The organism is Bradyrhizobium sp. 197, from assembly GCF_023073375.1.
Classification (GTDB): Bacteria; Pseudomonadota; Alphaproteobacteria; order Rhizobiales; family Xanthobacteraceae; genus Bradyrhizobium.
On record NZ_JADPJJ010000002.1, the window covers coordinates 116,919 to 138,802 of the forward strand.

Consider the following 21,884-nt stretch of genomic DNA (forward strand, 5'->3'; position numbering starts at 1 on the left):
ACTTGACGGTGCATGCAAATGCATCTATCTTGCATGCAATTGCATCCAAGTGCCGGGGTTCTTGCCATGACCGCTTCGCTCAAACTGATCAGCCACACGCTTTGTCCATACGTGCAGCGCGCGGTGATCGCGCTGAAAGAGAAGGGCGTGCCGTTCGAGCGGGTCGATATCGATCTCGCCAACAAGCCCGAGTGGTTTCTAAAACTGTCGCCGCTCGGCAAGGTGCCGGTGCTGGTGGTGACAACCGACAAGGGCGAGGTCGCGCTGTTCGAAAGCAATGTGATCTGCGAGTACATCGAGGAGACGCAAGGCGGCGTCGCGTTGCATCCGGCGGAGGCACTGACGCGCGCTGAGCATCGTGCGTGGATGGAGTTCGGTTCAGCGACCCTCGGTGACCTCTGGGGTCTGGAGACGACGACCGATCCGGCAACATTCGAGGGCAAGCGCCAGGCGCTCGTGACAAAGTTCGCGCGTGTCGAGGCCGCGCTAGGCGCAGGCCCGTTCTTCGCCGGCAATGCGTTCAGCCTCGTCGATGCGGTGTTCGCACCCGTCTTCCGTTATTTCGACGTGTTCGATGAGCTGACCGAACTCGGCATCTTCAAGGATCTGCCGAAGGTGAGGGCGTGGCGCGCCGCGCTGGCGAGCCGTCCGAGCGTTCGCACCGCGGTCGGCGCCGACTATCCGCAATTGCTGCGCGCCTTCCTTGTGCGTCATGACGCGCATCTGCTCAAGCTTGCGGCCTGAGCGCACGCCTATGTCATCGTCATTGGCATGGCTCATGCTGGTAATCGCCGGCGTGCTGGACGTCGGCTGGGCGATCTCGATGAAATATGCGGAGGGCTACACGCGCGTTGGCTGGAGCATCGTCTCGCTCGTGCTGCTCGCAGCCTTCGTTGTCCTGCTCGGGCGCGCCCTGAAGGTGCTTGAGGTCGGCGTCGCCTATTCGGTCTGGACCGGCATCGGCGCAGCCGGCACCTTTATCATGGGCGCAGTGCTGTTCGGCGAGACCTTGAGCGCGATGAAGCTTGCGGGCATCGCGCTCGTCTTGATGGGAATCGTCGCGCTCAAGCTGGCTTGAGCCGTCACAGCTCCGCGGCCATCTTCGCCAGCGTTGCGATCGTGTTCATGTTGCGCGCTGTGCCGGTCTTCGCGGCGGGGATGACGAGTTTTGACGACGCCATGCCATCGCCATAGTGCACATAGATCTCGCGGCGGCCGAGCTTGACCTCTTCATCCTCCTGACCGCGAACGCCGGCGAGCGTATCTGCGGGCGGCGCCTTGTCGAGAAAGATCGCGACCGTGCGGTTAGGCGCCATTTTCGGAAACGGATTTTGAGCAGCGACCTCTGCCATCTCGGCGCCGCTGCGCACGAGGACGCCGACCGGCGCGCCGGCGTAGGCGTGCAGTCGCCTTTCCAGCGCGGCCTTGATCGCGGATTCCGATTTGCGGCTGTTAAAAACCACGTTGCCGCTGGCGATGTAGGTGCGCACGGCGTCGAAGCCGAGCTCCTCACACATCGTCTTGAGCTCGCTCATCGGCAGCTTGCCGGTGCCGCCGACATTCACGGCACGCAGCAGGGCGAGGAACGAGCCCATTTGAGGCCTCAGCGCACGTTGGCGAGGCGCATGTCGAGATAGGCCGTGATGGTTTCCATCAGCGGCTCGAGCTTGGCGTCGAAGAAATGGTTGGCGCCGGGAATGACCTGCTGGTCGATCACGATGCCCTTCTGCGTCTTCAGCTTCTCAACCAGCGTGTTGACGTCCTTGGGCGGAACCACAGCGTCCTTCTCGCCATGCACGATCAGGCCCGAGGACGGGCAGGGCGCGAGGAACGAGAAGTCGTAGAGGTTGGCAGGCGGCGCGATCGAGATGAAGCCCTCGACCTCGGGGCGGCGCATCAGCAGCTGCATGCCGATCCAGGCGCCGAAGGAGAAGCCGGCAACCCAGCAGGCGCGCGCTTCGGGATTGATGGTCTGCGCCCAGTCGAGCGCGGCGGCCGCATCCGACAACTCGCCGGTGCCGTGGTCGAACGAGCCCTGGCTGCGGCCGACGCCACGGAAGTTGAAGCGCAGCACCGAGAAGCCGCGATGCGCGAACGCGTAGTAGCACTGGTAGATGATCTGATGATTCATCGTGCCGTGAAACTGCGGGTGCGGATGCAGGACCATCGCGATCGGCGCGTTCTTCTGCTTGGCCGGATGATAGCGGCCTTCGAGACGGCCAGCAGGGCCGGTGAAAATAACTTCGGGCATGGATGATCTCTTGATTGATCTCTTGAAGACGCTCTTCAGCAATCAACCGATTGTAGCCTCATCGGCAGCGACGCCGACGGAAGCGCGAATGGAAGTATGGAGCGGGGCGCCCTCGGATGATGCGCGAGCGGCGCGCGGTGAACTGACGCGCGCGTTCTAGCATGAGGCGAGGGTCAAAAAGCAAGCATCTTGAACATCGCCCAATGAGCTCAAGGTGTTAGCGCGTCATGGCGGCGCCATCGCGCGATGGGGATTCGGAATCGAGATTGCCAAGTGCGCCATGGGGCCCCATGTCGGGTACCAGCGCGGGCGAAGCAACCCACCCGCATGGTAACATAATACTTCATGCCGAGCCGTATTTACCTCGACTGGAATGCGACCACGCCGCTCCGCGCAGAGGCGCGAAGCGCAATGCTCGCAGCCTACGAACTGATCGGCAATCCATCTTCGGTCCATGCCGAGGGGCGGGAGGCGCGGCGGTTGGTCGAGGATGCGCGTGCCACGCTTGCGGCTGCCGTAGGTGCGCTGCCGCGGAACGTCGTCTTCACCTCCGCGGGAACCGAAGCCAACGCGCTGGCACTATCGCCGGGCCTGCGGGGGCCGTCTGGCCGGCCTGTCGAGCGCCTGCTGGTCTCGGCCATAGAACATGCTTCGGTGCTGGCAGGCGGACGGTTCCCGGCCGATGAGATCGGCCAGATCCGGGTCACGCGGTCCGGCGTGATCGACCTCGATCATTTGAAGGCGATGCTCAGCGACGGCCCGCCAGCGCTGGTTTCCATCATGGCGGCCAACAACGAGACGGGCGCGCTCCAGCCGGTCGCCGAGGCCGCGGCGATCGTTCACGAAGCGAGGGGCCTCCTGCATGTCGACGCAATCCAGACGCTTGGAAAAATCCATTTTGATATCAAGGCTATGGGCGCAGACCTTGCGACCTTTTCTGCGCACAAGATCAGCGGCCCCAAGGGCGTCGGTGCGCTGGTCGTGGCCGAGGGTGTGGCCGGACTTGAGCCGGTGCTGCGGGGCGGCGGGCAGGAGCTGAACCGGCGCGCGGGAACCGAAAATGTTGCTGGCATTGCCGGCTTCGGGGCAGCGGTGAGGATCGCCCTTCAGGCTTTGCCGGAGGATGCGGAGCGGATGGCAACCCTCAGGGATCGCTTGGAAGCTGGCATCCGCAGGGTCGCGGGCGCGATCGTCTTCTCGAACGACGTTGAGCGGCTGCCAAATACCGTTCTCTTCACGGCCCCCGGCCTGAAGGCCGAGACCGCGGTGATCGGCTTCGACCTGGAAGGCGTGGCGGTATCCTCGGGCTCAGCCTGTTCCTCGGGCAAGGTGCAGCCGTCTCACGTGCTGTCGGCAATGGGGTATGATGCTGCCGTCGCCCAGGGAGCGGTGCGTCTCAGTCTGGGCTGGTCTACGGGACCGGATGACATCAACAGGGCGTTAGAGGCTTGGCGAAAGCTCGGCAATACCCTACTTAAGGGATAAGCGACGAAACACGGCTTGAATGGTTCTAAGCGCGTGCGTCTCGCCAAGAAACATCGTAATAGTCGTCCGAGTTTGATGATCCACCGCGGTCCTTGAAACCGCGAGCGGAGGATAGAATGCCAGCCGTGCAAGAGACGGTCGAGCGCGTGAAGCGCATCGACGTCGATCAGTATCGTTATGGGTTTGAGACCCTGATCGAGTCCGACAAGGCCCCAAAGGGGCTGTCGGAAGAGACCGTCAAGTTCATCTCCGAGAAGAAGAACGAACCCGCCTGGATGCTCCAGTGGCGGCTTGAGGCCTATCGGCGCTGGCTGACCATGACCGAGCCGACCTGGGCGCGCGTCGACTATCCCAAGATCGACTTCCAGGACCTCTATTACTATTCGGCGCCGAAGCCGAAGAAGACGATCAGTTCGCTCGACGAGATCGATCCGGAGATTCTGAAGACCTACGAGAAGCTCGGCATTCCCCTGCGTGAAGTCGCGATGCTCGAAGGCGTCGAGCCCAAGCCCGGCGATCAGGATCCTAACAGGCGCAAGATCGCGGTCGACGCGGTCTTCGATTCGGTGTCGGTTGCGACTACGTTCCAGGCTGAGCTGAAGAAGGCCGGCGTGATCTTCATGCCGATCTCGGAGGCGATCCGCGAGCATCCCGAGCTGGTGCAGAAATATCTCGGCTCCGTGGTGCCGACGTCGGACAATTTCTACGCGACGCTGAACTCGGCGGTGTTTTCGGACGGCTCGTTCGTCTATGTGCCGCCGGGCGTCCGTTGCCCGATGGAGCTGTCCACTTACTTCCGCATCAACGAGCGCAACACCGGCCAGTTCGAGCGCACGCTGATCATCGCCGACAAGGGCTCCTACGTCTCCTATCTCGAAGGCTGCACTGCGCCGCAGCGCGACGAGAACCAGCTTCACGCGGCCGTGGTCGAGCTCGTCACGCATGACGACGCCGAGATCAAATATTCGACGGTGCAGAACTGGTACCCGGGCAATTCGGAAGGCAAGGGCGGCATCTACAATTTCGTCACCAAGCGTGGTGACTGCCGCGGCAACAATTCCAAGATCTCCTGGACCCAGGTCGAGACCGGTTCGGCGATCACCTGGAAGTACCCGAGTTGCATCCTGCGCGGCGACAACTCCCGTGGTGAATTCTATTCGATCGCGATCTCGAACGGCTATCAGCAGGTCGACAGCGGCACCAAGATGATCCATCTCGGCAAGAACACGTCGAGCCGCATCATCTCCAAGGGCATCGCGGCCGGCAAGTCGCAGAACACCTATCGCGGCCTCGTTACCGCGCATCGCAAAGCGACCGGCGCGCGCAACTTCACCGCCTGCGATTCCCTGTTGATCGGCGACAAATGCGGCGCGCACACCGTGCCGTATATCGAAGCCAAGAACTCGTCGGCGACGTTCGAGCACGAGGCCACCACATCGAAGATCTCCGAGGACGTGCTGTTCTATTGCATCCAGCGCGGCCTCACGCAGGAGGAGGCGGTTGGCCTCGTCGTCAACGGTTTCGTCAAGGACGTGCTTCAGCAGCTGCCGATGGAATTCGCGGTCGAAGCGCAGAAGCTGATCTCGATCTCACTCGAAGGATCGGTCGGCTAACTCCGACCCTCGCGGTGCGCATCGCGCGCCCTGTGCATCATTTGAAAACTGGACACCAAGATGGCTTTGCTTGAAGTGAAAGACCTCAAGGTTCGTGTCGAGGAGCGTGAGATCCTCCACGGGCTGACGCTGACCGTGAACGAGGGCGAGATCCACGCGATCATGGGGCCGAACGGCTCCGGCAAGTCGACGCTGTCCCACGTCATCGCCGGCAAGCCCGGTTACGAGGTCACCGACGGCGAGATCCTGTTCAAGGGCGAAGACCTGCTGGCGATGGCCCCCAACGAGCGCGCCGCCAAGGGCGTGTTCCTGGCGTTCCAGTATCCGGTCGAGATTCCCGGCGTCACCACCATGAATTTCCTGCGCACCGCGCTGAATGCGCAACGCAAGGCGCGCGGCGAGAGCGAATATTCGACGCCTGACTTTTTGAAGAAAGTCCGCGAGGTCTCGAAGTCGCTCAACATCCCGCAGGACATGCTCAAGCGCGGCGTCAATGTCGGCTTCTCCGGCGGCGAGAAGAAGCGCAACGAGGTGCTGCAGATGGCGCTGTTCGAGCCGAGCCTGTGCATCCTCGACGAGATGGATTCAGGCCTCGACATCGACGCGCTGCGCATCGCAGCCGACGGCGTCAACGCGCTGCACTCCCCCAAGCGCGCGATGGTCGTCATCACCCATTATCAGCGGCTGCTGAACTACATCGTGCCCGACATCGTGCACGTGATGTCGAAGGGCCGTGTCGTGAAGAGCGGCGGCAAGGAACTGGCGCTGGAGCTGGAAGCGTCCGGCTACGCCCAGTTCGAGGACGCCGCGTAAGGATTGTTTGAGATGAACGTTGCTGTGGCAAAGACCGGAAACGGCCGCGCGGTGAGCGATCTGTTCGCCCGCGCCGAAGGCCGCCTGCCGGGTTCGCCTTCTGTGATCGCGGTGCGCCGCGAGGCGTTCGAGACCTATGAGCGTCTCGGCCTGCCGCACCGCCGGATCGAGGAATGGAAGTACACCGATCTGCGTGCGCTGGTCGGCGAGGTGCTTCCGCTTGCGGCTTCGCCCGATGCGGCTGCGTTGAAGCGCGCCGCGGACGCGGTGAAAGCGCATGCGATCGACGGCGCCCGCAAGCTGGTGCTGGTCGACGGTGTGTTCGCGCCCGATCTCTCCGACGTCAAGGCGCTCGCCTCCGAGGCGGGCTTCAGGACCTTGCGGGAGACGCTGGAGAAGGATTCCGGTCTGTTGAAGACCGCGGCCACCGATGCCGTGATCGCGTTGAACGCGGCGATGGCGACCGACGGTGTCGTGCTTGATATCGCCGACGGCGCGCAGCTGTCGGCGCCGATCCAGATCATTCACATCGCGACCGCGGCTTCGGCATCGACGTTCACACGCTCGCAGGTCGCGGTCGGGAAGGGCGCTCGCGCCACCATCATCGAGAGCTTTGTCGCGGCCGGCGCTAAGGCTTACCAGGTCAACGATGCCGTCATCCTCTCGGTCGGCGACAACACCGACCTCGCGCATATCCGCCTGATGGACGATTCGCCGGATGCGGTGAACATCACCTCGCAATTCGTCACTGTTGGCGCGAATACAAAGCTCAACTTCTTCAACATGACCACCGGTGCTGCGGTCAGCCGCCTCCAGGGCTTCGTCACGCTGGCGGGCGAGGGCAGCGAGCTCTCGGTCAACGGCGTGAACCTGTTGCAGAAGACCGAACATGGCGACACCACGCTGGTCGTCGACCATGCCGTGCCGAACTGCTTCAGCCGCGAAGTTTTTCGCGCCGTGATCGACGACCGTGCGCACTCGGTGTTTCAGGGGCGTATCATCGTCCGTCCCGATGCGCAGAAGACCGACGGCAAAATGATGATCCGTGCGCTGCTGCTCTCGGACGAGGCGGAAGCGGACAACAAGCCCGAGCTCGAGATCTTCGCTGACGACGTCTCCTGCGGTCACGGCGCCACCGCCGGCGCGCTCGACGACAATCTCTTGTTCTATCTGAAGGCGCGCGGCCTGCCGGAGAAGCAGGCCCAGGCGCTGCTGATCCAGGCTTTCGTCGGCGAGGCGATCGAGCAGATCGCCGATGATAATCTGCGCGAGCATGTGATCGGCATTGCCGAGCGCTGGCTGGAGCGACGCCAATGAGCACGCATCCGGCAGTCAAGAACGGCTCTTACGACGTCGCGCGCGTGCGCCAGGACTTTCCGGCGCTGGCCATGCAGGTCTACGGCAAGCCGCTGGTCTATCTCGACAACGCCGCGTCTGCGCAGAAGCCGAGCGCCGTGCTCGACCGCATGACGCAGGCCTATACCTCCGAATACGCCAACGTGCATCGCGGCCTGCACTACCTCGCCAACGCCGCGACCGAGGCCTACGAGGGCGGCCGCACCAAGGTGGCGCAGTTCATCAATGCGCCCCGGACTGAGGAAGTGATTTTCACCCGCAACGCGACCGAGGCGATCAACCTCGTTGCGTCGTCCTGGGGCGGGCCGAACATCAAAGAAGGCGACGAGATCGTCATCTCGATCATGGAGCACCACTCCAACATCGTGCCCTGGCATTTCCTCAGGGAACGCCATGGCGCGGTGATCAAATGGGCGCCGGTCGACGACGAAGGCAATTTCCTCATCGATGAGTTCGAGAAGCTCTTGACCGCGAAGACCAAGCTGGTCGCGATCACGCAGATGTCGAACGCGCTCGGCACCATCGTCCCGGTCAAGGAGGTCGTGAAGATCGCTCACGCCCGCGGCATTCCCGTGCTGGTCGACGGCAGTCAGGGCGCCGTGCATCTGCCGGTCGATGTCCAGGACATCGGCTGCGACTTCTACGTCTTCACCGGCCACAAGGTTTATGGTCCGACCGGCATCGGCGTGCTCTGGGCCAAGTACGACCACCTCGTCGCGATGCGGCCGTTTAACGGCGGCGGCGAGATGATCCGCGAGGTCTCGCGCGATGTCGTCACCTACGGCGATCCCCCGCACAAATTCGAGGCAGGCACGCCCGCGATCGTCGAGGCCGTCGGACTTGGTACCGCCATCGACTACGTCAATTCGATCGGCAAGGAGCGCATCGCCGCGCACGAGCACGATCTCGTCACCTACGCCCAGGAGAAGCTGCGCGAGATCAACTCGCTGCGGCTGATCGGCACCGCGCGCGACAAGGGCCCGGTGATCTCCTTCGAGATGAAGGGCGCGCACGCCCATGACGTCGCCACCGTGATCGACCGCCAGGGCATCGCGGTGCGCGCCGGCACCCATTGCGTGATGCCGCTTTTAGAGCGGTTCAACGTCACGGCCACATGCCGGGCGTCGTTCGGCATGTATAATACGCGGGAAGAAGTCGATCATCTGGCACAGGCGCTGTTGAAGGCGCGGGATTTGTTCGCATGAGTGACACGGCCGAAATCAAAGCCAATCCGATGGAAACCCGGTCGGCACTGCCGCCTGAGGAGACCGAACGTTTGACCACCGAGATCATCGCCGGGCTCAAGACCGTGTTCGATCCGGAAATCCCGGCCGACATCTACGAGCTCGGCCTGATCTACAAGGTCGAGATCAAGGACGATCGCTCGGTCGACGTCCAGATGACGCTGACGACGCCGAACTGTCCGGCCGCCGGCGAGCTGCCGACCATGGTCGAGAACGCGGTCGCCAGCGTTCCCGGCGTCGGCGTGGTCGACGTCAAGGTGATCTGGGAGCCGGCCTGGACGCCGGAACGTATGAGCGACGAGGCCCGCCTCGTGCTCAATATGTGGTGACGCGTAACCTTGGCTTTAGATCCTTGTTAGATCCTTGGTATTGAATTCGCTCGGCAACGGACCACATCACTGACATGACACAGATATCGTCAGGCTCGACACCAGCATCCACTCCAAAGCCGAGGCGGCCCCGCCCGCAGGTGATGCGGCTGACGGACGCTGCCGCCCAGCGCATCAGCGAGCTGACCCAGCGCGCCGATTCCGAGATCGTGGGCCTGCGCGTCGGCGTCAAGAACGGCGGCTGCGCCGGCCAGTCCTACACGGTCGAATACGCCCATGACGTCCGTCCGACCGACGAAGTCGTCGAGGACAAGGGCGTCAAGATCCTGGTCGATCCCAAGGCCGTGCTGTTCCTGCTCGGCACCGAGATGGACTACAAGGCCGACAAGATGCAGGCCCAGTTCGTCTTCAACAACCCCAACCAGATCTCCGCCTGCGGCTGCGGCGAATCGGTCGAGCTGCGCCCGGCGACGATCGACGGGTAGTCTTCTCACGTTGCTCTCGTGTCCCGGACGCGCTGCAGCGCGCTTGCGCTGCTGCGCAGAGTCGGGATCCACGCTATGGTCACCAGTACAAGACGACTGGGCCCCGGCTCAGCAGCGCACCGTTTCACGCTGCGCTGCGTCCGGGGCACGAGAGAGCCCGCCATGGACCGCGAATTCCTGATTGACCTGTTCGCCGATTTCGGCCCCGTCGCCATCCGAAAAATGTTTTCCGGCTACGGCATCTCCGCCGACGGCATCAACTTCGCACTGGCCTTGCGCGCCGGCCTTTTTTTCCGCGCCGACGAGATGACCATCCCGGACTTTGAGGCCGAAGGCTCAAAGCCGTTCCAGTATTCGACCCGCGCCAAGACCGTGCTGGTGAACTCCTATTGGGAGCTGCCGGCCCGCCTGTTCGATGATTCCGCGGAGCTTGCGCAATGGGCGAAGGCGGCGCTCGCCGCCGCCCAGCGCGCCAGGGTGAAGAAGCGGCCGAAGGCGAAGAAGGCGGTCAAGAAGCCAGCGAACCAGCCGGCGAAGAAGGTCGCCAAGCCCGCGAAAGCGGCGAGGAAAGCGGGCAAGAACAGCCCGGTTCGCAAGCGCGCCAAGCGAACGGCTTGAGGATCAATCCGCGGCCTTCGTCAGGCCAACCCTCATATCCTTGGCCGTGAAGACACAGACGCCGTCGGCAAGCACGCGACCGTCGGCAAATCCCAGAACCAGCCTGCCGCGCCTCACCTGGCGCATGGTGACCTCATAGCGCACACATCCTGTGTCCGGTGTGATGGATCCCGTGAACTCCACCTCGCCGACGCCGATGGCGCGGCCCTTGCCTGCCGAGCCCGACCATCCCAGCCAATAGCCGATCATCTGCCACATTGCGTCCAGTCCCAGGGAAGCCGGCATCATGGCGTCGCCGCGAAAGTGGCAATCGAAGAACCAATGGGCTGGCGTGATGTCGAGTTCGCCGACGATATGGCCCTTGCCAAACCCGCCGCCGTCCACGCTGATCTCCGTGATGCGATCCATCATCAGCATCGGCGGTGCCGGCAATTGCGCGTTGCTAGGGCCGAAATAGCCGCCTTCGCTCGATCTCAGCAGTTCGTCTTTCCTGTAGGACGGCTGCGGTGTGTGAAAATCATGCGGGTTGGGCAAGGCGACAAGTCCTCGGTGCTGGCAGTCAGGCGATGAGGAAAATGTCGTTGGTCAGGTCGGAATGTCAAGCGCGGGTGGCGGCGCGCGGCTTCGGCGTCACGCCACCCGGTTGTGCGTCTCGACCGCGAATTCCGGATCGGCCTCGCAGATCACGCGGTTGCGGCCGTTGCGCTTGGCGGCATAGAGGCAGGCATCCGCCCGTTCGATCAGCGCCTCGGTGTCGTCGCCCTGCTTGAGCATGGAGACGCCGACGGAGATGGTGACGCGGCCGAGGATTTCGCCGGTGGACTTCTTCTTCAATTCCTTCGCCATCACCGCGCGGCGGATGTGATCGGCCACGGTGAGGGCCTGGCGCAGCGCAGTGTTGGGCAGCACGACCGCAAATTCCTCGCCGCCATAGCGCGCGGTGATGTCCTGGCCCTTGATGGTCTGTTTCAGGGACAGGCCGACGAGCCGCAGTACCTGGTCGCCGGTGAGATGTCCGTAGGAATCGTTGAACGACTTGAAATGATCGATGTCGACCAGCAGCAGCGACAGCGGCTCGCCGGAGGCGAGTGCGCTTTGCACGGCCATGCCGATCATGCGATCGAAATATTTGCGGTTGCCGAGCCCCGTCAGCGGGTCGGTCAGGCTCTCGGCACGGATCGCCTCCAGGCTCTGCTGGAGGTTGCTGATCTCGCTCTTCGACAGGGTCAGCCGGCCTTCCAGCGCCTTGTTGGTCTCGCGCATTTCACTGGTCGAACGCAACAGCGTCTCGACGATCGACTTGATCTGCTCGCGGCTCTTGGCCGATGACAGCTGTTCGGTCGCGCCCGACAGGCTGGCGTCATAGGAACCGGACATCCCGAGTGCGTCGCCGAGAACCTTCATGACGTCGTCGATCTCGCCGATGACGCGCGCGCCGACCTTGTCGATGCGGTCGGTGGTTTTGATGTGGGAGAGGTAGGTCTCGTAGATCTGCTCGAGATCGGCTTCGGTCAGCTTGCCGCTCCGCGCCAGCGTCTCGTTGATGATCTTGTTGAGCGGCGCGTTGTAGCCGGTGGCGTAGACATACCAGATCTCGTAATTGCGGGGAATTGCCGTCTGCCGCAGCGATCGGATTTGACCGAGCGCTACCTCGGCGAACGCCATCGTGCGTTCGTGTTCGTCGAGCACCTTGACCACGAAACATACCCCACAGCGATCGGCGCGCCGTCGACCGCAGAAATTCTTAAATTATGTTCGTAGGCTAACGGACGATCGTGAAGGCCCCGTAAATATACGTCCCCGAATGCATCCAAAAAATTGCGCGCCAGCTTTATCTCAACCGAAACCTGGAGCGCATCGCGCTTCAGGCTCCGGCGGGGGAGCGAACCGGCCGCAGCAGAAATGCCGGCAGATGCGAATGATCGCCCGGCTCGCTGTCGGCCTCGCGTTGGCGGCGCGGCTCGGGACGGCCGATCGACGGCACATGCGACGGATTGGCCTGCTGGCGCGCGCCGTCACGCGGCTCGGACGATGGCTTGGCTTCACGCGGAAGTCTTGCTTCACGCGGAGGCCTTGCCTCGCGTGCGGGCCTTGCTTCGGAAGCGGGCCTTGCCTCGGGAGCGGACCGTGCTTCGGCTGAAGGCTGTGCCTCGCCACGCGGTTCGCGCGGCTCGTGGCTGCGCTCACGATCACGACCGCGCTGCGGCTTGCCGCGTCCGCCGCGTGAACGTTCACGGCCGCGCTGCTCGCGCGGACGCTCGCCCGCGTCGGAAGCATCGGTGCGGACTTCGTAATCACCTTCGGCGCGTGGAATGCTCTGGCCGATCAGCTTCTCGATCGCCACCATCGACTTCTGGTCAAGCGGCGTGACGAGCGAGATCGCCATGCCGGACCGGCCTGCGCGGCCGGTGCGGCCGACGCGGTGAACATAGTCGTCGGGATGGTGGGGGACGTCGAAATTGAAGACGTGGCTGACCTCTGGAATGTCGAGGCCGCGGGCGGCGACGTCGGATGCGACCAGGAGGGGCAGCTCGCCCTTGCGGAACTGTTCGAGCGCCGCCGTGCGGGCCGACTGGTCCATGTCGCCGTGCAGCGCGCCGACGCTGAAGCCGTGCTTTTGCAGCGATTTGTGAACGACGGCGACCTCGCGCTTGCGATTGCAGAAGATGATCGCGTTCTGGAGATCCTTGGCCTCGCGCAGCAGTCGGCGAAGCAGCTCGCGCTTCTCATGCACCTCGCGCCCGGCCGGGACCTGACACTGCGTAACGGTGACAGCGGTAGTGGCGGGCTTCGACACCTCCACCTTCTGCGGATTGTGCAGGAAGGCTTCGGTGATGCGCCGGATCTCCGGCGGCATGGTCGCGGTGAAGAACAGGGTCTGCCGCGTGAACGGGACGAGCTTGCAGACGCGCTCGATGTCGGGAATGAAGCCCATGTCCAGCATGCGGTCGGCTTCGTCGATGACGAGCAGCTCGACGCCGGTGAGCAGCAGGCCACCGCGCTCGGTATGGTCGAGCAGGCGGCCGGGAGTGGCGATCAGCACGTCGACGCCGCGCGTCAGCTTGGCATCCTGGTCGCCGAAGGAAACGCCGCCGATCAGCAGGGCGACGTTGAGTTTCTGGCCCGCGCCGTAGCGGTCGAAGTTTTCCTTCACCTGCGCCGCGAGCTCGCGGGTGGGCTCAAGGATCAGGGTGCGCGGCATGCGCGCCCGGGCGCGACCCTTTTCGAGGATGGTGAGCATCGGCAGCACGAAGGCCGCGGTCTTGCCGGTGCCGGTCTGGGCGATGCCGAGCACGTCCTTGCGAGCAAGGACGTGAGGGATCGCCTGTTCCTGAATGGGGGTGGGGGTGGTGTAACCGGTAGCCGCGACTGCGGCGAGGACTTTTTCGGATAGTCCGAGATCTGAAAAGGACATTGAGCCTCTGGTCGAAACCGCCGTTCGGAATCGAGGGTGATTAAGGCTGTCGCGTTCCACCCCGAAACGGCGCGCTCTCAAAGAAGCTGGGGGTGCTGACTCACGCGAACAAAGCGCCAAGCTCAGGAATCGCTCTTCGATACCGAGCCGCGTCGTCCGGAACATAGGCGGGAATCGGCCAAAGTCAATGGAGCAGCCGCGGGAAGGCCCTAAAAAACCTGAGGTTTTCGTCCAAATAGCGGGCGCGACTGCGGTTTTCCGCCCAATCCAGCGGTCAGCCGGAGCTGTCCAAACGTCGGCTAACGCCGCTCGGGGCCTTGAGCGCGGAAGTCGCCGGGGGCCATCCCGTAAGCGGCGTTGAAGACCCGATAATAGGTCGCCAGGCTATCGAAGCCGCAGGAGGCCGCGATGTCGGCGATGAGCCGGTCCGGGGCTTCGCGCATCAGACGGCGGCTGTGTTTCAGGCGCTCGTCCGTCACGGTTTGCGAAAAACTCTTCGTCGCGCTTTCGAACAGCATGTGCAGGTGACGTACGGAGATGCCGAGCAGGTCGGCGACCATCATCGGCGTCAGATCCGGGTCCTGCAGGTGACGCGCGATCAGGCGCCGTGCCTGCGAGAGCCGGGCTGTCCGCAGCGCGGCCTGCCCGAGGCGGCTGCCGGGCCGCACGATGCCGCGCTCGATCAGGGCCAGATGGGCCAAAGCCTGGACGAGGGAAGCCGCATCGGCGGCGCTATCATCGTCAGCGGCGGCCTCGCCGAGATCTGCGAAGCAAGCGCCGAGCAGGGGCGCAAGGCTGGGATCGTCGAACGTCCGGGGCGCAAGCTCGCGCATGCGCTTGTCCTGCCTGGCGAGGCCGCTCAGAGGGATCTTCAGGATCCGCAGGTGGAAGCCTCCTGCGCCCAGCGGCGCAGTGCGATAAGGCAGGTCGGTATGGCTGGTGGCGAAGCTGCCATTGGCGATCGCGAAGTCGCTGCCACGCATGCCGCCGAACCAGCCGCCGCTGCCGAGCTGCTGATAGACGCAGATGCTGTCACCGGGCGCGTGGGCGATGTCGGACGTGCTGCGTTCGACCGTGTAGTGCGAGGCCTTCAGTTCGACGAGACCGCCGCCGCCAAGCTGGCGCAGCGAGAATTCGCCGAAGAAGTCCGCGCGGCGTTCGCGCTCGAGTTCGGCGGTGACGCCGAACAGGCCCTTGGCGCGCACTTCGCGCCAATAGTCGAAGCGGTCGTGCGGCTCGACCTCGTCGGTGCACCAGTGATACACGGCTGCCCCTCGCTTCCAGCGGAATTGCCCACAAGAATTGCCTAAGAAAAAGCAGATTTCGGCGGAGTCGACTATAGCCAGAACACGGAACCTGAGTCCTCAGGGCTGTTGAACCGGTGGTATGGCTGGGCCGACTATCACATCAATGGCGGGGTTCCAATGAACCGTCGTTCGAGGGAGCCGGCGTGGGCCGTTCTTGAAGGATTTTCGATGACGCGTCAGCTTTTCAGAATTCTGGCATTGCTTGGTCTCGCGGCCGGCCTCAGCGGTTTCGCGCTTCCCGCCTATGCCGAGAAGCGCGTCGCGCTCGTCGTCGGCAACAACGACTACAGGAACGTTCCAAAGCTGCTCAAGGCGGTCAACGACGCCCGCACCATGGGTGACACGCTGAAGCAACTCGGTTTCTCGGTGATGGTCGCCGAGAACCAGAGCAGGCAGCAATTTTCCGAGACGCTGCTCGCGTTCGATCGGGCGATCGAGCCCAGCGACACCGCGTTCTTCTTCTATGCCGGCCACGGCTTCGAGATCGCCGGCCAGAACTATCTGCTGCCGACCGACGTGCCGGCGGCGACGGAAGGGCAGGAAGAGCTGGTGCGTGACGCATCCATCCTGGCCGACCGCATCGTCGAGCGCCTCCAGAACAAGAAGGCGCGAACCTCGATCCTGGTGTTCGACGCCTGCCGCAACAACCCGTTCGAGCGCAAGGGCACCCGCGCCGTCTCCGGTGGTGGCGGGCTTGCCCCGATGGTGCAGCTGCCCGAAGGCGTGTTCTCGGTATTCTCCGCAGGCCCGCGCCAGACCGCGCTCGACCGCCTCTCCAACGACGACGCCAATCCCAATTCGGTGTTCACGCGCACCTTCGCCAAGGAGCTGCTCCAGCCCGGCGAGAACCTGGTGCAGGTGGCGCAGCGGACGCGCCGTCTGGTCAGCGAGATGGCCGATACCGTCAAGCACAGGCAGGTACCGGTCTATTTCGATCAGATGGTCGACGACGTCTTCCTTAGCGGCGGCGCCAACGACACGGCCGCCGCTGCGGCGCGCCCCGCCGATCCGCCGGCGCAGAAGCTCGCGGCGCTGCCGCCGGTGTCGGTGCCGCGCGTGGCGAAGGAGGAGACCACCAACGCGCCGATCGCGAGCTTCTCGCGGCACAATGGCGGCTGGAGCGTCGTGTTCTCCTTCGCCGATCCGACCCTCGGCATTTCCTGGCGCATGGCCGGCAACGCCGATTTCCGCGAAACCGGCTTCATCGATACGCTCGACCCGCGCACGCGCAAGCGGTTGCCGAACCCGTCGATCGAATTGCCGCCGGACGCTGTGGCCGGTACCATCGAGATCCGCTATGTCGACCAGTCCGGCGACATGCAGGGGCCGTTCCCGATCAGGTTCGATCCCGAGGCCGCGCTGATCCGGGACCAGCGCAAGATCCTCGACATGACCGCGACGAGCTGGCTGTCATTCCGCGAGTTCAACGGGCTGCTGGTGTATTACACGCACCTCGTGTCCTACCGCTGCGCCATCCGCGAGGTGCGCATCGGCATCGACACCGCCGTTCCGAACCAGGTGTTGAAGATGCCGGGCTGCGATCTGCGCGATCCCAGCGCGATCAGCGCCGGCATGCCGCTTTACATGAAGCTCGCGCCGGCAACGCAGTTCATCTCGGTGGAGCTGACCTATCGCGACGGCAGCGTGTCGGAGATCAAGAGCTTCCGCAGCGCCAACCGCAGCAACAATTGATGACGCGGGCGGAGGCGTCGCACACGCTTCCGCTACCCGCGGCGCTTCCTGATGAAGCGCTTGACGGAATCGACGGCTTCGATCAAGGGCGGAGCCAGCGAGAAGAACGCGCCCATCGCCATCGAGATGATGACGTGCCGCAGCAGGAGTTTTTCCTGCTCCTCGAACGGATGGCCGTTCTGGTCGATCGGCACCGGCGCAAGCGCGCCCGTCTGCCGCGGACCCGACTTCCGCGGCTTGCGCGGCGGAATCATGATCAGGACGATGAGCGCGTTGATCAAGATCCAGACGCCGAGCACGATAAGGATAGTCCGCACTGCACTTTCCTGAAATCAATCGTAATGTGTGGCGACGCTAACGGCCATTCGCAATTGCGGCAAATGAATCTTGTTTGCTGCATCGCACAGAAAACTTAAGTCAGAAACGAGGGACCCGTCGTGAAACCAGATGCATCACAGGCTCCGCAAGGTTCCACTGTAAAAGTGCGCTGTTGCATCGTCGGCGGCGGCCCGGCCGGCATGATGCTCGGCTATCTCCTGGGGCGCGCCGGCATCGATGTCGTGGTGCTGGAGAAGCACGCGGATTTCTTCCGCGACTTCCGCGGCGACACCGTGCATCCCTCGACGCTCCAGGTGATGGACGAACTCGGCCTGATCGACGGCTTCCTGAAGTTGCCGCATCAGCGCTTGCAGAAGATGGACGGCCTGTTCGGCGGCACGCCCGTTCGTATCGCCGATCTCAGCCGCTTCCGCACCAAGTACCCCTTCATCGCCTTCATGCCGCAATGGGATTTTCTCAATTTCCTCCGTGAGGCCGGCAAGCGCTTCGCCTCGCTGAAGGTGATGATGAACACGGAAGCCGTCGACCTGATCCGCCGCGGCGAGACGATCACCGGCGTGCGGGCGAAGACGCCGGACGGCATCGTGGACATCGAAGCCGATCTCACGATTGCCTGTGACGGCCGGCATTCGACCGTGCGCGAGCGGGCCGGTCTCGAGGTCGAGGAGATCGGCGCGCCAATGGATGTGCTGTGGTTCCGCGTCGGCCGCAAGGCGGACGAGAGCGAGAATCTGTTCGCGCGTGTCGAGCGCGGCAAGATGATGATCACCTTTGACCGGGGCGACTACTGGCAATGTGCCTATGTCATCGCCAAGGGACAATACGACGCGGTGAAGGCGAGGGGATTGCAGGCGCTGCGCGACGATGTCGTTTGCATGGCGCCGATCCTGAAAAGTGGCATTGCCGACGTCAAGAGCTTCGACGATCTCAAGCTGCTCACCGTCGCGATCAACCGCCTGACGCGCTGGACGCGACCGGGCCTGCTTCTCATCGGCGATGCCGCGCACGCGATGTCGCCGGTCGGCGGCGTCGGCGTCAATCTCGCCGTGCAGGATGCAGTCGCGACCGCAAACCTGCTGGCGGACAAGATGCAGCACGGCTGCCCGTCGGAGGACGAGCTCGACGCCGTGCGCCGTCGCCGCGAATTCCCGGTGAAGATGACGCAGCGAATGCAGATGATCGTGCAGAACAACATCATCAGCGGCGCCCTGCAGGGCGGCGATCGGCCACTGAAAGTGCCGCTGATTGTGCGCCTCATCACCGCGCTGCCGTGGCTCCAGGGTATTCCGGCGCGCCTGCTGGCGCTTGGCGTCCGGCCCGAGCATGTCCAGTCGAAGGCGGCGCCGGCATCGTAGTGCAAGGACCCGGTAGGGATAATGTCGCGTTAAATCGCACCGGTGCGTTGCCTGCGTGCAACAGCGAAAACGGATTCAAACCGCGCTGCTTGCCAATCCGGCGTCTTAACTTTCTTGATTCAAATTTGAGTAAGAACTGCGTGTGAGCGTGCACCCATCAAAGGACACGGGGTGTACCATGCGTAACAAATTGATTGCCGCCTTCGCCTGCACGACCGCTCTGGTTTCGACCGGTGCGGCTTCCGCCGCCGATCTCGGCGCGCGCTACACGAAGGCGCCGGCCTATATGGAGTCGATGTTCAACTGGACCGGCTTCTATGTCGGCGGCCACGTCGGCGGCGCATGGACCAACGAGCAGTTCGTCAACAACGGAATCGGCGCGCCGTTCGGCGATCTGGTGCCGGGCCAAGGTTACCGTCAGCGTAACTCGGGCGTCCTGGGCGGCGCCCAGATCGGCTACAATTGGCAGGCCAACAACTACGTGTTCGGCATGGAGGGCACGATCTCCGGCCTGGACAACAAGGGCTCGTTCTTGAACACCGCGTTCGGTGCGGGTGACGATGTGTTCTCCTGGCGCGCCAACGTGCTCGCGACCGTCGTCGCCCGTGCGGGCTTCGCCGTGCAGAATAATTTGTTCTACATCAAGGGCGGCTACGCCGGCGTGAACAACCGTCTGTCGGTCACCGACACGGTCGGCCCGGCCACCGGTTCCGGCGGTCAGACCCACTGGGCCAATGGCTGGACCGTCGGTGCCGGCTGGGAATACGGCATCACCCGCAACTGGATCGTAGGCCTCGAGTACAATTACGCAGCCTTCGCCAGCCAGGCCTATCAACTTGGCGGCACCTCGGGCAATTACAGCTTCGACGCCAAGCCGCGCGACATCCAGTGGGCCGTCGTGCGCGCGAGCTACAAGTTCGACGCGCCGGTCATCGCGCGTTACTGAGTGCGTCAACGAACGACCAAGCAACTATAAAAGACGATCACTGCCCAAATTTAAAAGCCCCGGGCATTGTCCGGGGCTTCTTTTTTCGTGTGCAGGTTTTCGTGTAAGGCCTACGCCATCACCGAGAACCCGCCGTCGACGGGGATCGCGGTGCCGGTGACGAAGTTCGAGGCGGACGAGGCCAGGAACACGGTGATGCCGGCAAAGTCGTCGATGTCGCCCCAACGCCCCGCAGGCGTGCGTGCCAGCACCCGTTCGTGCAACCCCGAGACCTGCTGCCGCGCACCGCGGGTCAGGTCGGTGTCGATCCAGCCCGGCAGGATGGCGTTGACCTGGATGTTGTCGGGCGCCCATGCATTGGCGCAGGCGCGCGTGTACTGCACGATGCCGCCCTTGCTCGCTGCATAGGCCGCGGCGAAGCTCGCGCCGAAGATCGACATCATCGAGCCGATGTTGATCACCTTGCCGTTGCCGGACGCCTTCAGCGCCGGATAGGCCAGCTTCGAGCACACGAAGGCGCTGGTGAGGTTGGTGTCGATCACCTTGTTCCACTCGTCGAGCTCGAGCTCGTGCGGCGGCTTGCGGATGCTCATGCCGGCATTGTTGATGAGGATGTCGATGCGGCCGAGATCCCCGACGACGCGATCGATCATCGCCGCGACCGCCGCCTTGTCGGTGACGTCGGTGGGAACAGAGATCGCCTTCACGCCGCGCTGACAGAGATCGGCGACGGCGGCGGCGGATTTGGTTTCGTTGCGTCCGACCACGGCGATGTTGGCGCCGGCATCGGCCAAGCCGCGGGCCATGCCGAGCCCGATGCCGCCATTGCCTCCCGTGACAATCGCGACCTTGCCGCGAAGATCGAAACGACTGGATGTCATGCTGCTATTCCCTGGTTTCTTCTATTGGTTGCTCTGCCAGATCAGCACCAGCCCGAAGCCGGCCATGGCTGCGCCATAGCCGGCCCATTGCAACTGGTTGACCATGAAGCTCGATCGCGGCCAGGCGATGGTGCCCGTGCCCTGTCCGATCCAGAGCAGCCCGACGGCGAGAGCAAACAGGCCTGCGATCAGCAGAAATCTGCGCATGCATTCCTCCCCGTTGGTCGGCTTCTGTCGCGACGCGGCATGAACGATTGCCGCGGCCCGAAAACTTGCCGGAAGACTAGCCGTAGCTGTGGTTCGGATACAATGGCTGTTGATGCAGGCCGCAGCGAGGATGCATGTCCGTATGCAAGATTATCCAAGGGCGTTGCGGCTACAACCCGAGCCGGGCACCGATCGCTGAAAGCAGGCATCAGCTGCTACCGCAAAACGAAAAAGCCCCGGGCGATGCCGGGGCTTTGACGTCTGAAAGGTTAGATCAGATCAGTACTTGGCGACGAGCGGACCGGTCCAGTTGAAGCGGTAGACCAGCGAGGTCGAGATCGTCTGGTTCCAGCTGTTGGCGCGGATGCTGGTGCCGATCGGAAGATTACCAACGTCGGTGAGGGTGTCCTGCGTCTTCGCATTGTAGAAGGCCGAACGATACTCGGTCTTCATGAACCAGCCGGGCGACTGGATGCCGAAGATGTTCAGGTTGTTCTCGACGCCACCGCCGATGAACCAGCCGTTGCGGTTGTAGCTGTTGAGATGGACACCAGCGGGAACGCCGGCCAGCGTCATGAAGTTGGTCTGGCCGAAGTGAGCGCCGGAGTAACCGCCGTTGACGTAGGAGAGAACGTTCGGAGCGACCAGATAGCCGAGGCGGATACCGGCGGCCCAGGAGTCTTCCAGCTTCTGGTTCCCGGTGATGCCGCCGAGAGTAATCGGATCCTGGATGGTGGCGCGGATGCTGCCAAACTGACCGTCAGCGAACACGCCGGCGACCCAGGTGCCGCTGAACTGCCAGTCGTAGCCGAGACCGACGGTGCCGAACCAACCCGAGCCACCCTGGCGCTGATCGATCGTCAGGGGAACTGCGCCAACCGTGGTCTGCACGTGCTGGTCGGAGGCCGAGATGCCGCCGCCGCCGCCGCCGAAGATGTAGAAGCCGGTCCAGTTGGCGACGGGCGCCGGCATCGGGGCCTTCACGTAGGGACGGGCAGCAAGGTCAGCGGCCGAGGCCGAACCGGTCATCGCGGCAACCGCGGTCAGTGCGAGCAAAATCTTCTTCATTTTAAATCCCCAAGCTTTGGTCTGTCTGGCAGGCGCGAGCGCACTGAAGTCCGAGTGATCTGATGCCCGGACTATAGACGCTTCCCGTCGAAATGCTGTTGCAGGACAGGCACAGTCGCCGGGAAACGCCTCACGGCAGGGAATCCAAGCACCGTCGCTGAAGCTTGAAATAACGCTACATTTCCAGTGCGTTACGTCAATTTCCGAGTTTCTGATCCCGGTAACTTTTGGTTAGCAAATCTGGCTTTGTCCGAAATCGAGGCAATCCTGCATCAGCCTTGGCCCGCTGAGTCGTTGGCTGAGTCGGCTTGCGGCGCCGGAATCACGAAGTCGAGGCGAATCGTTGGCGGGATCGTTGGGGAAGGGCGGTTGTCGTCCCCACAATCGGGATAGGGGGACGCCTCGCGGCGTCGCCCCTCCCACACCACCGTACGTACGGGTCCGTATACGGCGGTTCGGTGGATTATGCGGGTCTCGGAG

The 21,884-nt window shown here is 63.4% G+C and carries 23 protein-coding genes; 13 read left to right on the forward strand and 10 right to left on the reverse strand.

The genetic code is table 11. From position 1 onward, the window contains the following. The first annotated feature begins 66 nt into the window (after positions 1-66). Together IVB27_RS00735 and IVB27_RS00740 are read left to right on the forward strand one after the other, a co-directional pair. Positions 67-744 (forward strand): glutathione S-transferase family protein, encoded by a 678-nt coding sequence (locus tag IVB27_RS00735; protein WP_247440590.1) that lies wholly within the window; start codon positions 67-69, stop codon positions 742-744. A 10-nt stretch (positions 745-754) separates the two neighbouring features. Further along, positions 755-1,078 carry a DMT family transporter gene (locus IVB27_RS00740; RefSeq protein ID WP_247440592.1) on the forward strand — a complete coding sequence of 108 codons (324 nt, stop codon included), beginning with the start codon at positions 755-757 and terminating at the stop codon, positions 1,076-1,078. Positions 1,079-1,082: 4 nt separating this feature from the next. Here the strand turns inward: IVB27_RS00740 and IVB27_RS00745 are convergent, their stop codons facing one another. Continuing rightward, complete coding sequence (locus tag IVB27_RS00745) at positions 1,083-1,595, reverse strand: DUF1697 domain-containing protein (RefSeq protein ID WP_247440594.1); 513 nt, start codon at positions 1,593-1,595, stop codon at positions 1,083-1,085. Positions 1,596-1,603: 8 nt separating this feature from the next. Next, a complete protein-coding gene (locus tag IVB27_RS00750) occupies positions 1,604-2,251 on the reverse strand; it encodes an alpha/beta hydrolase (protein WP_007591562.1) in 648 nt (215 codons plus the stop codon). A gap of 345 nt (positions 2,252-2,596) precedes the next feature. On the opposite strand from IVB27_RS00750, the gene IVB27_RS00755 reads away from it, so the two are divergent. From IVB27_RS00755 to IVB27_RS00790, 8 genes are all read left to right on the forward strand, one after another. Next, positions 2,597-3,736, forward strand: a complete 1,140-nt coding sequence (locus IVB27_RS00755; RefSeq protein ID WP_247440595.1) for a cysteine desulfurase family protein — start codon at positions 2,597-2,599, stop codon at positions 3,734-3,736. Positions 3,737-3,852: 116 nt separating this feature from the next. Beyond that, the gene (sufB, locus tag IVB27_RS00760; protein ID WP_247440597.1) at positions 3,853-5,349 is read left to right on the forward strand and encodes a Fe-S cluster assembly protein SufB; all 1,497 of its coding nucleotides are present in this window, start codon (positions 3,853-3,855) and stop codon (positions 5,347-5,349) included. A 60-nt stretch (positions 5,350-5,409) separates the two neighbouring features. Next, positions 5,410-6,162, forward strand: a complete 753-nt coding sequence (gene sufC / locus IVB27_RS00765; protein ID WP_247440599.1) for a Fe-S cluster assembly ATPase SufC — start codon at positions 5,410-5,412, stop codon at positions 6,160-6,162. Between the two features lie 12 nt (positions 6,163-6,174). Further along, positions 6,175-7,479 carry a Fe-S cluster assembly protein SufD gene (gene sufD, locus IVB27_RS00770; RefSeq protein WP_247440602.1) on the forward strand — a complete coding sequence of 435 codons (1,305 nt, stop codon included), beginning with the start codon at positions 6,175-6,177 and terminating at the stop codon, positions 7,477-7,479. Next, positions 7,476-8,723 carry a cysteine desulfurase gene (locus IVB27_RS00775; protein ID WP_247440603.1) on the forward strand — a complete coding sequence of 416 codons (1,248 nt, stop codon included), beginning with the start codon at positions 7,476-7,478 and terminating at the stop codon, positions 8,721-8,723. Before sufD ends, IVB27_RS00775 begins: the two co-directional genes overlap by 4 nt. Then, on the forward strand, positions 8,720-9,091 hold the full coding sequence (locus IVB27_RS00780) for an SUF system Fe-S cluster assembly protein (RefSeq protein WP_106950866.1): 372 nt from the start codon (positions 8,720-8,722) through the stop codon (positions 9,089-9,091). Before IVB27_RS00775 ends, IVB27_RS00780 begins: the two co-directional genes overlap by 4 nt. A 143-nt stretch (positions 9,092-9,234) precedes the next feature. Continuing rightward, the gene (locus tag IVB27_RS00785; RefSeq protein WP_247440641.1) at positions 9,235-9,576 is read left to right on the forward strand and encodes a HesB/IscA family protein; all 342 of its coding nucleotides are present in this window, start codon (positions 9,235-9,237) and stop codon (positions 9,574-9,576) included. A 162-nt stretch (positions 9,577-9,738) separates the two neighbouring features. Continuing rightward, positions 9,739-10,194, forward strand: coding sequence for a TfoX/Sxy family protein (locus IVB27_RS00790; protein WP_247440605.1), 456 nt, complete (start codon positions 9,739-9,741; stop codon positions 10,192-10,194). Between the two features lie 3 nt (positions 10,195-10,197). Here IVB27_RS00790 and fabA read toward each other — a convergent pair whose 3' ends face one another. From fabA to IVB27_RS00810, 4 genes are all read right to left on the reverse strand, one after another. Continuing rightward, positions 10,198-10,728, reverse strand: coding sequence for a bifunctional 3-hydroxydecanoyl-ACP dehydratase/trans-2-decenoyl-ACP isomerase (gene fabA, locus IVB27_RS00795; protein ID WP_247440607.1), 531 nt, complete (start codon positions 10,726-10,728; stop codon positions 10,198-10,200). A gap of 96 nt (positions 10,729-10,824) precedes the next feature. Then, positions 10,825-11,892, reverse strand: a complete 1,068-nt coding sequence (locus IVB27_RS00800; protein ID WP_247440609.1) for a GGDEF domain-containing protein — start codon at positions 11,890-11,892, stop codon at positions 10,825-10,827. Between the two features lie 166 nt (positions 11,893-12,058). Beyond that, positions 12,059-13,609, reverse strand: coding sequence for a DEAD/DEAH box helicase (locus IVB27_RS00805; protein ID WP_247440611.1), 1,551 nt, complete (start codon positions 13,607-13,609; stop codon positions 12,059-12,061). 299 nt (positions 13,610-13,908) lie between these two features. Continuing rightward, positions 13,909-14,874, reverse strand: a complete 966-nt coding sequence (locus tag IVB27_RS00810; RefSeq protein ID WP_247440613.1) for a helix-turn-helix transcriptional regulator — start codon at positions 14,872-14,874, stop codon at positions 13,909-13,911. A gap of 210 nt (positions 14,875-15,084) precedes the next feature. Here IVB27_RS00810 and IVB27_RS00815 point away from each other — a divergent pair, with 210 nt between their 5' ends. Then, a complete protein-coding gene (locus IVB27_RS00815) occupies positions 15,085-16,608 on the forward strand; it encodes a caspase family protein (RefSeq protein WP_247440615.1) in 1,524 nt (507 codons plus the stop codon). 32 nt (positions 16,609-16,640) lie between these two features. Here IVB27_RS00815 and IVB27_RS00820 read toward each other — a convergent pair whose 3' ends face one another. Next, a complete protein-coding gene (locus IVB27_RS00820; RefSeq protein WP_247440617.1) occupies positions 16,641-16,925 on the reverse strand; it encodes a hypothetical protein in 285 nt (94 codons plus the stop codon). Positions 16,926-17,045: 120 nt separating this feature from the next. Between IVB27_RS00820 and IVB27_RS00825 the strand changes: the two genes are divergently transcribed. Next, positions 17,046-18,302, forward strand: a complete 1,257-nt coding sequence (locus tag IVB27_RS00825; protein WP_247440619.1) for an FAD-dependent oxidoreductase — start codon at positions 17,046-17,048, stop codon at positions 18,300-18,302. A gap of 178 nt (positions 18,303-18,480) precedes the next feature. Then, positions 18,481-19,248: an outer membrane protein gene (locus IVB27_RS00830; protein ID WP_247440620.1), complete on the forward strand. Its 768-nt coding sequence runs from the start codon at positions 18,481-18,483 to the stop codon at positions 19,246-19,248. Between the two features lie 110 nt (positions 19,249-19,358). On the opposite strand, the gene IVB27_RS00835 is transcribed toward IVB27_RS00830, so the two are convergent. The 3 genes from IVB27_RS00835 to IVB27_RS00845 form a co-directional block, all read right to left on the reverse strand. Further along, positions 19,359-20,129 carry an SDR family NAD(P)-dependent oxidoreductase gene (locus tag IVB27_RS00835; protein ID WP_247440621.1) on the reverse strand — a complete coding sequence of 257 codons (771 nt, stop codon included), beginning with the start codon at positions 20,127-20,129 and terminating at the stop codon, positions 19,359-19,361. Positions 20,130-20,150: 21 nt separating this feature from the next. Next, complete coding sequence (locus IVB27_RS00840; protein WP_247347112.1) at positions 20,151-20,336, reverse strand: hypothetical protein; 186 nt, start codon at positions 20,334-20,336, stop codon at positions 20,151-20,153. Positions 20,337-20,615: 279 nt separating this feature from the next. Next, positions 20,616-21,404 carry an outer membrane protein gene (locus IVB27_RS00845; protein WP_247440622.1) on the reverse strand — a complete coding sequence of 263 codons (789 nt, stop codon included), beginning with the start codon at positions 21,402-21,404 and terminating at the stop codon, positions 20,616-20,618. Positions 21,405-21,884: the final 480 nt, after the last annotated feature.

Bases quoted from the DNA above. Each gene is read 5' to 3' on its own strand.
- sufD (WP_247440602.1), top strand. From the start codon at position 6,175: ATGAACGTTGCTGTGGCAAAGACCGGAAACGGCCGCGCGGTGAGCGAT.
- IVB27_RS00735 (WP_247440590.1), top strand. From the start codon at position 67: ATGACCGCTTCGCTCAAACTGATCAGCCACACGCTTTGTCCATACGTG.
- IVB27_RS00815 (WP_247440615.1), top strand. From the start codon at position 15,085: ATGACGCGTCAGCTTTTCAGAATTCTGGCATTGCTTGGTCTCGCGGCC.
- IVB27_RS00790 (WP_247440605.1), top strand. From the start codon at position 9,739: ATGGACCGCGAATTCCTGATTGACCTGTTCGCCGATTTCGGCCCCGTC.
- IVB27_RS00740 (WP_247440592.1), top strand. From the start codon at position 755: ATGTCATCGTCATTGGCATGGCTCATGCTGGTAATCGCCGGCGTGCTG.
- IVB27_RS00780 (WP_106950866.1), top strand. From the start codon at position 8,720: ATGAGTGACACGGCCGAAATCAAAGCCAATCCGATGGAAACCCGGTCG.
- IVB27_RS00835 (WP_247440621.1), bottom strand. From the start codon at position 20,129: ATGACATCCAGTCGTTTCGATCTTCGCGGCAAGGTCGCGATTGTCACG.
- IVB27_RS00845 (WP_247440622.1), bottom strand. From the start codon at position 21,404: ATGAAGAAGATTTTGCTCGCACTGACCGCGGTTGCCGCGATGACCGGT.
- sufB (WP_247440597.1), top strand. From the start codon at position 3,853: ATGCCAGCCGTGCAAGAGACGGTCGAGCGCGTGAAGCGCATCGACGTC.
- IVB27_RS00805 (WP_247440611.1), bottom strand. From the start codon at position 13,609: ATGTCCTTTTCAGATCTCGGACTATCCGAAAAAGTCCTCGCCGCAGTC.
- IVB27_RS00745 (WP_247440594.1), bottom strand. From the start codon at position 1,595: ATGGGCTCGTTCCTCGCCCTGCTGCGTGCCGTGAATGTCGGCGGCACC.
- IVB27_RS00830 (WP_247440620.1), top strand. From the start codon at position 18,481: ATGCGTAACAAATTGATTGCCGCCTTCGCCTGCACGACCGCTCTGGTT.
- IVB27_RS00840 (WP_247347112.1), bottom strand. From the start codon at position 20,336: ATGCGCAGATTTCTGCTGATCGCAGGCCTGTTTGCTCTCGCCGTCGGG.
- IVB27_RS00755 (WP_247440595.1), top strand. From the start codon at position 2,597: ATGCCGAGCCGTATTTACCTCGACTGGAATGCGACCACGCCGCTCCGC.
- sufC (WP_247440599.1), top strand. From the start codon at position 5,410: ATGGCTTTGCTTGAAGTGAAAGACCTCAAGGTTCGTGTCGAGGAGCGT.
- IVB27_RS00775 (WP_247440603.1), top strand. From the start codon at position 7,476: ATGAGCACGCATCCGGCAGTCAAGAACGGCTCTTACGACGTCGCGCGC.
- IVB27_RS00785 (WP_247440641.1), top strand. From the start codon at position 9,235: ATGCGGCTGACGGACGCTGCCGCCCAGCGCATCAGCGAGCTGACCCAG.
- IVB27_RS00750 (WP_007591562.1), bottom strand. From the start codon at position 2,251: ATGCCCGAAGTTATTTTCACCGGCCCTGCTGGCCGTCTCGAAGGCCGC.